Raw genomic sequence first — 13349 nt, 5'->3', positions numbered from 1 at the left:
GGGAATATGAGGAATACTCATGATAGAGCTTAAACACCTTCGAACATTGACTACCTTGAGAGACAGCGGCTCACTGACAGCAACTGCAACCTCTCTTCATCTGACGCAGTCGGCGCTTTCTCATCAATTGAAAGACCTTGAGGCGCGTATTGGCGGTCAGCTTTTCCTTCGTAAAACTAGGCCAGTTAAATTCACCTCTGAAGGTGAGATTTTGCTTAAGCTCGCCGATGAGATACAGCCAAGAATCGCTAAAGCAGAGAACGAACTCGCAAGCCTGAAAGAGGATGTGAATGGTCGTTTGCACATGGCGATCGAGTGTCACTCATGCTTCCAATGGTTAATGCCCGCTTTGAAGGAATACCAAGTTGCTTGGCCAAGCGTAACCCTAGATTTCTCGTCAGGCTTTGGTTTTGAGCCGCTGCCCGCATTAATGGCTGGTGAATTAGATTTGGTGATCACCTCTGATATACAGCCGCGTTCAGAGGTTCATTATGAGCCACTCTTTGATTTCGAGATGCGTTTGATCACTGCAATAAACTCGCCTTTGGCTGAAAAGCCAAGCATTGAACCGCAAGATCTTAGCGATCTCACGATGCTCTCCTATCCAGTTCAAAAACAGCGTTTAGATGTCGTGAAGCACTTTTTGCAACCTGCAGGTGTAGAACCTAAGAAGTGGAAGCAGGCAGACAACACCTTGATGTTGGTGCAAATGGTATCGGCAGGATTAGGTGTCGCGGCATTACCAAACTGGGCAATCAGTGAGTTCTCAAGGCAAGGCTTGATAGCCAGCAAGCCGTTAGGTAAAGGGCTTTCGAGAAGACTGTTTGCTGCAGTAAGAAACTCAGAAAAAGACAAGCGTTACCTACAGGCTTTCTTTAGTACGGCAAGGCAGCAGAGTAAGAGTCACCTTGATGGTATTGAGGTCGTTTAACAATAACCATCGTCAACTAACTCCGCTTACACCAAGCACAAGAAACAAATGCCAGAAACAAAAAAAGTCACAGATAATCTGTGACTTTTTAGTTTCAGTACCGATGATTTTCGATACCTGTTGATTCGCGAAAAATAGACTATCTTGCGTAAGATTTAAACTGGTTAGTCAGTGGGTCGTATTGATAGCCAAGCATATCAAGCTTACCGACGACACTTTCTATATCCATCTCATACATGCTAATGAGCTCTTCAAAACTGTCGCACTCTAAGCGCAGTTTTTCGTTCACTATTCCCAGCAAGATAATGCTATCCAGGCTTTTGACGTTGCTTAAATCCATCTCGTACTCCTTACGAACACACTGACTAGAGTTAAGTTTAGAACGCTTACCAAGGTCACGCTAAAAAACAGATCACACTTCTTAAATCATATACGTGGTTACAATGCCCGAAGTTACAATGCCCAAACTGGCGTTAAACCAACAGCAGCCGCTAATAACATCAACAATGAAACCGTAAGTTGAAGCTTTTCAGGTGTCTTAACGAACAGTAGATGCCAACACCACACCACGATAGAAGAGATCAACAAAGCGAAGCTAAATAGTAACGTGGAAATTACTGGCTCTAACTGAGCTTCAGAGAGTGAGTAAACATTCACGACTGTTGCCAGTACCACCAACATACCCGCCAATACACCCACCACTGGCAAAACACGGTGGAAAGCTTGCAAACGCGTTCTTGCGATCGTCAGCAGTAAATGACCAAACGCAGCACCTAACAATACGACCAACAGCAGAGTCGTAATGATGCCGACTGTGGTTGCTTGCTCCGTCGCTTGAATAGCAACGTAAGATAACGCCAAACCACACGCCAAATACATAACCCAGATAGGGCCAGAATCACGAGTCTTCTTAGTTTGAACTTGAGAATAGAAATAAAAAATTGCGAACACGACCAGAAAGGCTTCAATTTTTACTGAGGCAACCGCCAGCCAAAGCACGCCAATTGCAGGTAACATCTTGTGAATACGGCCACGTTGTCCCGGGCAAATATCCCCTTTCACCAAGATGAGGGTTAAGATCAGTTGGGCTCCTAAAAGCATCGGAGCAAATTGTACTAATAACGTTTCGACCATTGTGGATCTACTTCTTCAGACTTATTTTCGCGAATAATATCAAAAACTGCTGCGAACACTAATCAAAATCACAAATTAGCGACGTTATTCAAGGCTTCAACTATGCTGTTGTATGGCTCTTTTGATGCTTTTAAAAGCGATATAGCGAAAGACACCAGAACTAACAGGGGCATGTTCTACTGGCTAGTCTAGTCTCATGCCGCTATAATTCCCGCCTCAAAAATCAGAGGTTGAAATATGTACAGCGATATCACTCCTATTCACGAACACAAAAAATACTGGGCCGAGTGCTACGGAACTGCACCCTTTTTGCCTACCAGTAGAAAGGAGATGGATGCTCTTGGATGGGATAGCTGTGACATTATTATTGTAACTGGTGATGCGTATGTCGATCACCCGAGCTTTGGTATGGCTATCATCGGCCGTCTGCTTGAAGCTCAAGGTTTCCGCGTAGGCATTATTGCTCAACCAAAGTGGGACAATAAAGATGCCTTCATGAAGCTAGGTAAACCTAACCTATTTTTCGGCATCACAGCGGGTAACATGGACTCCATGATCAACCGCTACACCTCTGATCGCAAATTACGTCACGATGATGCTTACACACCAAACAATGAAGGTGGCAAGCGTCCTGACCGTGCAACTCTGGTTTATTCTCAACGCTGTCGTGAAGCTTACAAAGGCACGCCAATCGTTCTTGGTGGTATTGAAGCGAGCTTGCGTCGTGTTGCTCACTACGACTACTGGTCGGATAAAGTTCGTCGCTCTGTATTGTTTGATGCAAAAGCCGACATTCTTCTTTTTGGTAACGCTGAACGTGCACTGGTTGAAGTGGCACATCGCATTGCCGACGGCGAAGACATGTCTACACTAACCAATATCCGCGGTACTGCTATCAATCTTCCAGCAGCGCCTGAAGGCTTCAAAATCATTGACTCTTCTCGTATCGAAAAGCCGAACAAAGCGTATGTTCCCGTTAACCCATACGAAGTTGAAACCCAGTGTGATACCAAGAAAGACGAAAAAAAAGAAGAAGTAAAAGCGCAGCCTATTACTATTCGCCCTTCTCGTCACGATGCAAAAACTACAGCAGTTCGTATCCCAGGTTACGAAAAGCTAAACAATGACCGTATTCTTTACGCTCACGCTAGCCGTATTCTGCACCTTGAGACAAACCCGTACTCGGGTCGTGCTCTGATTCAACGTCACGGTGATCGTGAGCTCTGGGTTAACCAAGCGCCAATTCCACTGACTACAGAAGAGATGGATTACGTGTTTGGCCTTGCTTACAAGCGTGTTCCTCACCCGATGTACGGTAAAGCGAAAATCCCAGCATACGACATGATCAAAACCTCGGTTAATATCATGCGTGGTTGTTTTGGTGGTTGTTCTTTCTGTTCAATCACAGAGCACGAAGGTCGTATCATTCAAAACCGTTCGAAAGAATCTATCTTGGATGAGATCGAAGACATTAAAGATAAAGTACCGGGCTTTACCGGTACTATTTCTGACTTAGGTGGTCCAACGGCGAACATGTACCGTTTAGGTTGTTCAGATCCAAAAGCAGAAATTAACTGCCGTCGTCCATCATGTGTGTTCCCGAAAATCTGTGAAAAGCTAAACACAGACCATCAACACACCATCGACCTGTACCGCTCAGCAAGAAAAGTACCGGGCGTTAAGAAGATCATGATTGCTTCTGGTGTTCGTTACGACCTAGCGATTGAGTCTCCAGAATACGTTCGTGAGCTTGTGACTCACCACGTTGGTGGTTACTTGAAGATTGCTCCAGAGCATACTGAAAAAGGCCCGTTGGACCTGATGATGAAACCGGGCATGGGCACTTACGATCGTTTCAAAGAGATGTTCGAGAAGTACAGCGCTGAAGCCGGTAAGAAACAGTACCTGATTCCTTACTTCATCTCTGCTCATCCGGGCACAGAAGACGAAGATATGCTTAACCTTGCAATGTGGCTGAAAAAGCACAACTACGAGTGTGACCAAGTACAGAACTTCTACCCATCGCCAATGTGTAATGCAACGTCGATGTACTACTCAGAGACTAACCCTCTGAAACGCGTGAAATATAAGAAGCGTGAAGATGTTCCTGTACCGAAAGGTGATCGTCAACGTCGTCTGCATAAAGCACTGCTTCGTTACCACGATCCTGAAAACTGGAAAATCATCCGTGAAGCGCTGATCAGCATGGGTAAACAACACCTAATTGGTGACAAAGCAAACTGCCTAGTACCAGCAGAAGATTTTGATGCGCAAACACCTGCACAACGTCGTAAATCTGGTCGTCACGGTTCACAGCGCTTTGCGACTAAGCACAGTAAGTCTCAGCCAGGTCTTGGTGGCGAAAGCCCACGTAACCACTCTGGTAAAAAACCGGGTGGCAAGAAGCCAACTGGTAACAGCAACGGTAGCCAAGGTGGCGGTAATGGCAATGGTCGTAAACCAGCTACGGGCTTCATTAAGAAAGGACCTGGTGGTCAGCAATCACAAGGTAATGGCGGCGGAAACAGCAAACCAAACCGCAATAAATCGGGCAATGGTCAAGGTGGCAAACCTGCGGCTAACGGCAAGAACCGCCAGCGCGCAGCACAACGCTAATATCGCGAACCGATTGACTTCGCTATCGTAAAAACACAAAGCGCAGCTATTATATCTGCGCTTTTTTGTGTCTGTTACCAATGACTAACCACAATTTTCACTTGTCTGTGTGATTACAAGAGAGTCTAACGAGCAAACACCCAATACTGACTAAGCAGATAATTACTGACCATTCCCACCAAGATGCCTACCGCCATTGCGATAAACACTCCCCCTGTAAATGCAGGAAGTAACACCGTCATCAGCTTAAAGCACAGCAAATTAGGTATCGCCGATATCGATGCAGAGAACATGAACTTTTGCCACTGAATCAGCTTTTCGTACCAACTCCCCTGACCTTTGAATTCAAAGGTCAGCACTCGATTTCCAAACCAAGTTGTCGTTGCAGCTACGATGAAAGAACCAATTCGAGCACTCATCAACGGCAGTCCAATAACGTAATGCAGCAATGCAAACACGGCACAATCGACAACAAAGCCACCCGCTCCCACCATAGCGAATTTAATCATCTTATGGTGAGGTTGTAGTTTTTGGTTTAGCGCGTCGAACTTGTGGCTAAACAGTCTCGATGACGAGTTAAAATTGAACATCGCCGTCACTTCGTATATGGCTCAACGATAGATTTGGTTTGATGTTTTGGCTATGACAACTAAATAGAGCGCGCTTGATCTTCACCGTCGGCTCTAAAATACAGGTCAACGCATTGTCTTTAATCTTGGTTTCCACTTCCGCTCTTTTACCAATCAGATAGAACTTGTCGATACCATCTAACTGTTCAACATCAAGTAGCTTTTTCGCTTGTCCATGACTGTAAAACTGCCCGGAGAAAGGTCGTTTACCGACGTAAAAGCTCGGCGCTTCATCCGTAATTTGTTCAAAGATAATACGGTCACTTTTCTCATTCGCTTTGCCTAGGTTGAGGTAGACCATCGCAATCATTAGCAACACAGGTAACACTAGAGCCACACTCGAGAACCACTTCTTATCTTTTTCTACCACAAGCATTGCCACCAGCAAACCAAGGGCCGGAATGCCAGGTAGAACGTAAGCTGGAAGAATATTACCAGCCATGGTGAATAGAATTAGAGGAGAGACCAACCAACACAAAAGGAATGAAAACAACCCACTATGTTCAGCGTTAACTTCTGCGATTTTCTTACGACGAGCAAAAGTCAAAATAGGTAACACAATCGACCATGGCGCAGCCGCTTGAAGCCAAAACAACCAGATCATGCCTCTTGCTTGGTCATGGGCAGAACCGTATAAATCGCCCTCCCAGCCACTCACAACAAAACGCTTAAAGTGCTCGCCAACAATAAAGTAATCGATAAAGCCCGGTGTTGCCATTTCAGCCATGATGTACCAAGGCAAAGCAATCGCCAGCATCACACCTAAGCCAGACAACAGTGGAAAGCGTTGCCATAGCACTTTGAAAGCGCCAAAGAAGCCATGTTGCAATACTAACCAAGGGAAAACAGCGATACCCATAATCACAATCGCTACCGGCCCTTTTGCCAGCAAGCCTAGTGCTAAACCAATGAAACCGACATAGCCCCAAGACCGATTAGTCTTCGCATTACCTCCTCCCTTTGAACCCTCTCCTCCTAACCAACATAGATAAAAACCTAACATGGCAATGGTCATCGCTAATGTTAACGCCATGTCGGTCATCACAGCACCCGCCGCGATAGAGAAAATCCCACATGTCGCCAATACCACGGCCGCCACCAAGGCACTTTGTCCGGTACGCTTAGCCATGTACGCAACCAACAAAATCGTCGCAAAACCTGCTAGCCAGTGTGGCGCACGCACAGCAAACTCACTCAAACCAAACAGCTCAATCCCCGCCGCACTCATCCATGTGAACAACGGTGGTTTACCCCAGAAAGGGATGCCATAATCGAATTGAGGGGTTAACCAATTGCCGGTTTCTACCATCAAGCGAGCCATTTCACCGTAGCGCGCTTCCGTGGTATCCATTAAAGGGTATGTCGCCAGAGATAAGAGCCTTAAAACCAATGCAAAAGCCAACAAATACCATAGGTGCGTTCGGTTCAGGCTCATGCTGACTCCTCTAATTTAAAATGTGTTTTTAATGCAGGGGTATCGACCACCGATTGGATCAAATACAAAGGGCGGTTCTTGGTTTCAATGAAAATACGACCTATGTATTCCCCCATTAAACCAATACTCAGAAGTTGAATACCGCCTAGGGCAAGTTGGACCACCATCATTGATGGGTAACCCGTAATAGGCTCACCAAACATCATGGTTTTGAACACGATGAAGACGCCATACACAAAAGCGGTAAGCGCCACTAATCCACCAACGGCCGTCGCAATACGCAGCGGGCGGATAGAGAATGATGTGATGCCATCCATCGCCAATCCGATTAACTTGAGGTAGTTCCACTTGGTCTCACCACAGAAGCGAGCGTCGCGCTTAAACTGAATCGTTGCTTGTCTAAAACCTGGCCATGAAAAGATGCCTTTCATATAACGGTTACGTTCAGGCAGTTGGTTGATATGGTCGACAACCTCTCGGCTTAACAGTCTGAAATCACCCACATTTTCTGGAACATCGATCTTCGCTGCCACGTTCATGACTTTGTAAAAGCTTGCGGCTGAAAACTTCTTGAACCACGTTTCACCGTCACGTTGGCTACGCTGCATATTGACGACGTCATAACCTTCGCGCCATTTAGCAATCATTTGAGGAATCAGCTCGGGTGGATCTTGCAGATCTGCATCGAGCAAGATCACGGCTTGTCCTCGGCAGTGTTCGAGGCCAGCACTCATCGCTGACTCTTTACCAAAATTACGGCTTAAACCGATCACAGAAATTGAGCTATTGATTGAAGTGAATGAGCTCACCAAATCCAAGCTGTTGTCTTTGCTGCCATCATCGACATAAACGATTTCACTGGTGATGGGTAAGCTATCCAGCACCTTGGTTAAGCGAGAATGAAACTCTTCTAACACCTCTTGTTCATCGTAAAACGGCACAATGATCGATAGTGAAACGGCGGGATTGATCCGTGATGTGGAGACTTTAGGTCGGCTAATATGAAGTTCAGACATAATACGTTCTTCTATTTTTTAATCTGAATCCAATCTACCCCCTCATAAGTGAAAGTTGTGTTATTGACATATTTTTCACGCTCACTCAGGATAATGTTACCGTCTATTTCTGTATGAGAATCAAAATGAAACGAGTTCTATTAGTCGAAGATAACCGCGAAATTGCAGGCGTATTATTTGATTATTTTGAGTGCATTGGGATGGAGCTCGATTACGCGGACAACGGTGAGCTTGGCTTGCAACTCGCGATGGATAACTCTTTTGATATCATCATATTAGATCTGATGCTGCCGAGAATGGACGGCCTAACGGTTTGTAACAAGCTAAGAGACCAAGGCAACACAACCCCGATCCTGATGCTTACCGCGCTTGATAGCCGTGAAGACATGTTGAAAGGGTTTGACCACGGTGCCGATGATTACCTAACCAAGCCTTTCGATTTGGATATTTTAGAAGCGAGAATGAACGCACTGGTTCGTCGTTACCGCGGAAAGGTGGCGTCTTCTAAATTGCAGTTTGATGAACTCACCATCGACCAAAAAACGCGTAAAGCCTACCGTCAAGATAAGCTGCTCGCACTCAACCCAACCACTTACACCATCCTTGAGATGTTGTGCCAAAAAGCACCAGAGGTGGTTACTCGCGAAGATATCTCCTACAAACTCTGGGAAGAAGACGAACCCAACAATGATGTGTTACGCAGTCACATCTATCAATTGCGAAACCAACTCGACAAGCCTTTTGACACTCAGATGTTAATTACCGTCCCTAAAGTTGGATTCCGTCTGGAGTCATCGAATTGATTTTAAATGTTCTCACGAGCACCAAAACCCTAACCGGCCGCTTAGCGGTTTTCTTTGGGTTAATGGCCGTGATTGTATCGGCCTTTGTCTATTTAGTCTTTGTTGCCGCACTCTACATGTCAGAAGATCGCGTCGGTGAAAGACGTATCCTGATCGACCGTAACTATGCGGTTGGTTTATTCCAAGCAGGCGAAAGCGGTGAGTTAAGAATTGATGACCTGACAATCGCCTACAACGACCTTTCATTGATACCTGCAGAATACCTCAAGTACATTAAAGGCAAAGAAAGCTTTGTTGGCGAAGTAGGTGAAGAGCCTAACTCTCGCATGGTGTATATAGGTGAGTATTCTGATAAAGGTCAAACCCACCCAATCGTTCTGCTTTCCGAGATCGACCGCGTCGAGTTTGAGATTTACGAACTCGTTTATGCGACCACCTTTGTACTAACGTTACTCTCTATTCTAATTTTTAGCTTTGGTGCTCTGCTCTATCGGTTATCTAAACGACTGATTGAACCCTTTAACTCTATTTCCGAACAACTGGAATCGAATAAGCTTAACCTCAATGAAGAATTTAGTGTCAATGACGACGCCGCGGTTGAGTTTCGTCAGCTCACAGATCAACTCAATCAGTACCGAAGAGAAATCAATTCCTTACTCAAGCGTGAACAAGCGTTTGCTCGTTACTCAAGTCACGAATTGAGAACACCATTAACGGTCGCTCGTGGCGCAAATAAATTACTGCTAAGAAGTGAAACCACCGAGTTTCAATCTCGCCAAATTGAGCGCATTGATGAAGCCATTGTTCAGATGTCAGAGATGGTCGATGCCCTACTCGGCCTCGTGCGTTACGAAAGAAACAGTGACGATGCGCCACTGCGATTGTTTAGCCAACAAGAGTTAGAGGCTATCGTCTCAAAAAACTCCGCACAGGCGGATGAGAAAGATGTCGAAATTTCCATGCACGTTCAATCCGAACCCACTATTCAAGCCACCAGCGCGATAATGAATATGTTGGTCGGAAACTTGTTAAGAAATGCCATTGCAGCGACCAATAGTGGTACCGTAACGGTCACTCTGTCCCACGAGAGTGTTGTGATTGAAGACCAAGGAGAAGGCCTCCAAGAACAGTACAATCCAAATGGGCATGGGTTAGGTTTATTGATTGTCGAGGACTTATGCCAACGCTTCCAATGGGGCTTTGAATTGGTCAATCGTAGCTGTGGCGGATGTACCGCTAAAATCACCTTTCAAACCGATCTATCCGCATCCATCCCAGAGTAAATGAGTTCATAGTTCGCGGCTCAATATCGAACGAAAACTTGATTTAGTTGGTTTACAGCAGTCCCTAGCTACTAGATACTCGTTAGTCCTATTTGAACTATAAATGCTGGCTCTTGAGTCAGCATTTTGTCTAAGTGCGATGAAACTAAATAATAGCCCTGTAACTCAACATCAATACAACGAGCACACCTTTTTCTTAAAGCGTGACGATCAGCTTCACTCCCACTTTTGCGGCAACAAAGCCAGAAAGTTCATGAAGCTACTGGAAGACGATAGCCCAAACACCACCACTCTAATAAGCTATGGTTCCGCTCAAGCTAACTCCTTGTTCTCACTCGCCGCACTTGCCAAAATCAAAGGTTGGACGCTTGAGTTTTACGTCGACCACCTGCCTCAATGGCTACAAGAACGCCCACTCGGCAACTACCGTGGCGCTATCGATCTCGGGGCTAAGGTTATTTCAGTCAAAGAAACAGGCTCTGAGCTTCATCCACAAGAGTATATTGAGCAAGTAAGACAACCTGACTCACAATGCATTGTGTTACCAGAAGGTGGACGCTCTCAGCTTTCTGAATACGGCGTGAAGCAACTGGCGATTGAAATACTCAGCTGGACGCGGTTCGAAAACAAACACGATTTCGTGGTGGCACTGCCAGCAGGCACAGGCAGCACAGCTCTGTATCTGCATAAGCATTTAAAAGTGCACAACATCCCAGTGTTAACCTGCGCTTGTGTTGGTGGCAGCGACTACCTAACGCAGCAGTTCAATGAACTCGGCGAAACCGATCACCCGCAGATATTACCGCTTAAAGCCAAACACCACTTTGGTAAGCTGTATCAACAGGACTATCAAACTTGGTTGGATCTACAAGAACAGACTGATATTGAATTCGACCTGCTCTATGACCCATTGATGTGGCAATGCTTAGAGCAATGGCAAGAAGAGAACCCAACCAAAACCGTCATCTATATCCATCAAGGCGGCATCTTAGGTAATGAGTCGATGTTGCCGCGCTATCAACGTAAGTACCCAGAACTTCGAAGTAGCCACACCGCTGATAACGCTACTTGGTAGTAATCCGTTCTTTTCTACTCTAATACCCCGCGTTTCTGCGAACTGAGAGTTTCTCAGCGCATCATGTACAGCCATCGCACTCGCTTTCGATGGCTGTTTGTCAGCAATAGCCACCTGTTATCCCTGCCATACATTTCAAGTTAGAGACAGAAATCTGGCGAGAATCATCGCGTTATCTATACTTTCGATTGGAACGTCAATTGTCATCGAAAGGAATTACGCATGCGAAAACTCACTACGCTCGGCCTGTTTTCAGTTTTACTGCCCTTCTCTGCGATTTCAGGAGAAAACGTCACTTACCAAGTCGACGGGATGGATTACGAAGGTTATTGGAGTGAAGCCAGTGACCAAGCGCCTTTGGTACTGCTAATACACGATTGGGATGGCTTAACCGATTACGAAAAGAAACGTTCTGAGATGCTAAACGAACTCGGTTACAACGTGTTCGCCATCGACCTATTTGGTAAAGGCATTCGCCCGACCGAAGTGAAAGATAAAAAACAGCACACCGGCGAACTGTATAAAGACAGAGATAAAATGCGCGCACTACTTAGCGCGGGGGCAATGGAAGCGAAACGACTTGGTGGTAACTTAGATAACAACGTGATGATGGGTTACTGTTTTGGTGGCGCAGCCGTTTTAGAAGCAGCTCGTGCGGGTATCCCATCGAAAGCTTATGTCACCTTCCATGGCGGTTTATCAACACCGAAAGGACAAGGCTACTCTGAGACAAAAGCTCCTGTTGTCGTGTTCCATGGCACAGCTGACGCCATGATCTCCATGGAAGACTTTGGCAACCTCGCCGCTCAGCTTGAAACAACCAAAGTTCCGCATGAAATGATCACCTACAGTGGTGCGCCGCATGCCTTTACCGTATTCGGCTCAAACAACTATCAACAAGAAGCTGACCAAAAATCATGGGATAGATTTACCCATGTGCTAGAAACCACCACCAGATAATCTTCTCCCTCAGAACCCACAACCCCATTCGCAAACTTAAGAATGGGGTTGTTTAATTATCACTGCATCATCTCACTACAAATAGCGGTGGATACTTAAGTCATCAGTTTTAATATCACTAGCTGAGCCACTGACCACGCTTGCCAAGATCTTTCCTGAGCCACATGCCATTGTCCAACCTAATGTTCCATGTCCCGTATTGGTAAATAGGTTCTTGATAGGCGTCTTTCCTATGATAGGCGTACCATCTGGTGTCATTGGTCTTAACCCAGTCCAATATTCAGCCTTAGAGAAATCCCCCGCTTGTGGGAAAAGATCTTTTATCACCATATCAATCGTGGCTTTGCGTTTTTCAGGGATAAGGTAATTAAAACCCGCAAGCTCGGCCGTACCCGCGATACGAATACGGTCATCAAATCGCGTCATCGCTACCTTGTAGGTTTCATCCATCACAGTCGAAGTTGGTGACTTATCTGCATTCACGATCGGTAGTGTTAACGAATACCCTTTCACTGGGTAAACCGGAATCGACAAATCGACTTGCTTCAGCAATTCTCGAGAATAGCTTCCTGAAGCAACCACGTAAGCATCCGCTTTGAACTCGCCTTTAGTCGTTGTAATACTCTCAATGGTTTGATTCTGATGATTGAGCTTGACCACTTCAGTATCAAATACGAACTGAACGCCGAGTTGCTTGGCTTTCTCAGTCAAGGTTAAACAGAACTGGTGACAATCACCGGTTTCATCATGTGGTAAATACAGGCCGCCCACCAACTTATCTTTCACGTCTGCTAAGCCCGACTCCACTGACAGACACTGTTCAACATCAAACAGCGAGTGTTCGATTCCACTCTCTGTTAATAGCTTCATATCCTGCTGAATAGCATCGAGTTGCTTCTCGCTTCGAAACACTTGTAGCGTCCCTTTTTGCCTACCTTCGTAAGACAGTTGTTCACTGGTTCTTAGATGAGTGAGACACTCTCGGCTGTAGTTAGCGACTCGCAGCATGCGCGATTTATTCTGTGCGTATTTGGCTTCATTACAGTTGGCGAGCATCTTAGTCGCCCAAGAAACCAATTCAGGAGAAAGTGAAGGCTTAACTTTTAAAGGGGCATGCTCTTGGGTAAGCCATTTCATCGCTTTCAATGGAATACCAGGCGCCGCCCATGGTGAAGAATAGCCATAAGAAATTTGCCCTGCATTCGCAAAGCTGGTTTCTTTGCCACTGCTATCTTGACGATCAATAACCGTGACCGAGTGACCTTCTTTCGCTAGGTACCAAGCACTGGTCAATCCAATAACACCGCTGCCAATTACAATAACTTCCATTCTCTTCCCCTAATGCCCAACAAAGCCAAAACCAGTCGAACACAGTTGTCAGTGTAAAACTCGTTTCGTTAATGATTTGTAACTTATTCCGCACGTGTTGACTTAACAATAGAGAAAGCGTTGACAAAAACTCAATCC

The 13349-nt window shown here is 45.7% G+C and carries 12 protein-coding genes; 6 read left to right on the top strand and 6 right to left on the bottom strand.

The genetic code is table 11. From position 1 onward, the window contains the following. The first annotated feature begins 19 nt into the window (after positions 1-19). Positions 20-931 (top strand): LysR substrate-binding domain-containing protein, encoded by a 912-nt coding sequence (locus MSG35_RS20985; protein WP_048664705.1) that lies wholly within the window; start codon positions 20-22, stop codon positions 929-931. Positions 932-1070: 139 nt separating this feature from the next. Here the strand turns inward: MSG35_RS20985 and MSG35_RS20980 are convergent, their stop codons facing one another. Together MSG35_RS20980 and MSG35_RS20975 are read right to left on the bottom strand one after the other, a co-directional pair. Further along, complete coding sequence (locus tag MSG35_RS20980; protein ID WP_004741624.1) at positions 1071-1271, bottom strand: DUF4250 domain-containing protein; 201 nt, start codon at positions 1269-1271, stop codon at positions 1071-1073. A gap of 113 nt (positions 1272-1384) precedes the next feature. After that, positions 1385-2065 carry a hypothetical protein gene (locus tag MSG35_RS20975; protein ID WP_048659617.1) on the bottom strand — a complete coding sequence of 227 codons (681 nt, stop codon included), beginning with the start codon at positions 2063-2065 and terminating at the stop codon, positions 1385-1387. 237 nt (positions 2066-2302) lie between these two features. Between MSG35_RS20975 and MSG35_RS20970 the strand changes: the two genes are divergently transcribed. After that, positions 2303-4681, top strand: coding sequence for a YgiQ family radical SAM protein (locus MSG35_RS20970; protein WP_282450043.1), 2379 nt, complete (start codon positions 2303-2305; stop codon positions 4679-4681). 125 nt (positions 4682-4806) lie between these two features. On the opposite strand, the gene MSG35_RS20965 is transcribed toward MSG35_RS20970, so the two are convergent. The 3 genes from MSG35_RS20965 to MSG35_RS20955 are packed head-to-tail and all read right to left on the bottom strand — an operon-like array spanning position 4807 to position 7761. Then, complete coding sequence (locus MSG35_RS20965) at positions 4807-5271, bottom strand: GtrA family protein (RefSeq protein WP_172379722.1); 465 nt, start codon at positions 5269-5271, stop codon at positions 4807-4809. Then, complete coding sequence (locus MSG35_RS20960; protein ID WP_172379723.1) at positions 5258-6745, bottom strand: glycosyltransferase family 39 protein; 1488 nt, start codon at positions 6743-6745, stop codon at positions 5258-5260. The genes MSG35_RS20965 and MSG35_RS20960 overlap by 14 nt, the downstream gene beginning before the upstream one ends. Then, entirely contained in the window at positions 6742-7761 is a 1020-nt protein-coding gene (locus MSG35_RS20955) for a glycosyltransferase family 2 protein (RefSeq protein ID WP_050634924.1), read from the bottom strand. The genes MSG35_RS20960 and MSG35_RS20955 overlap by 4 nt, the downstream gene beginning before the upstream one ends. Before the next feature lie 125 nt (positions 7762-7886). Here MSG35_RS20955 and MSG35_RS20950 point away from each other — a divergent pair, with 125 nt between their 5' ends. The 4 genes from MSG35_RS20950 (at position 7887) to MSG35_RS20935 (ending at position 11882) form a co-directional block, all read left to right on the top strand. Beyond that, on the top strand, positions 7887-8564 hold the full coding sequence (locus MSG35_RS20950; RefSeq protein WP_172379724.1) for a response regulator transcription factor: 678 nt from the start codon (positions 7887-7889) through the stop codon (positions 8562-8564). Next, positions 8561-9847: a HAMP domain-containing sensor histidine kinase gene (locus MSG35_RS20945; protein WP_172379725.1), complete on the top strand. Its 1287-nt coding sequence runs from the start codon at positions 8561-8563 to the stop codon at positions 9845-9847. Before MSG35_RS20950 ends, MSG35_RS20945 begins: the two co-directional genes overlap by 4 nt. Positions 9848-9986: 139 nt before the next feature. Continuing rightward, a complete protein-coding gene (locus MSG35_RS20940; RefSeq protein WP_172379726.1) occupies positions 9987-10922 on the top strand; it encodes a pyridoxal-phosphate dependent enzyme in 936 nt (311 codons plus the stop codon). Between the two features lie 222 nt (positions 10923-11144). After that, positions 11145-11882 (top strand): dienelactone hydrolase family protein, encoded by a 738-nt coding sequence (locus MSG35_RS20935; protein ID WP_248384934.1) that lies wholly within the window; start codon positions 11145-11147, stop codon positions 11880-11882. A gap of 75 nt (positions 11883-11957) precedes the next feature. Here MSG35_RS20935 and MSG35_RS20930 read toward each other — a convergent pair whose 3' ends face one another. Next, positions 11958-13211, bottom strand: a complete 1254-nt coding sequence (locus MSG35_RS20930) for a D-amino acid dehydrogenase (protein WP_172379728.1) — start codon at positions 13209-13211, stop codon at positions 11958-11960. Positions 13212-13349 lie beyond the last annotated feature (138 nt).

The sequence above is a fragment of the Vibrio sp. 1CM23M genome, from assembly GCF_023161755.1.
Taxonomy (GTDB): domain Bacteria; phylum Pseudomonadota; class Gammaproteobacteria; order Enterobacterales; family Vibrionaceae; genus Vibrio; species Vibrio coralliirubri.
This window is presented reverse-complemented; position numbering and strand designations above follow the sequence as displayed.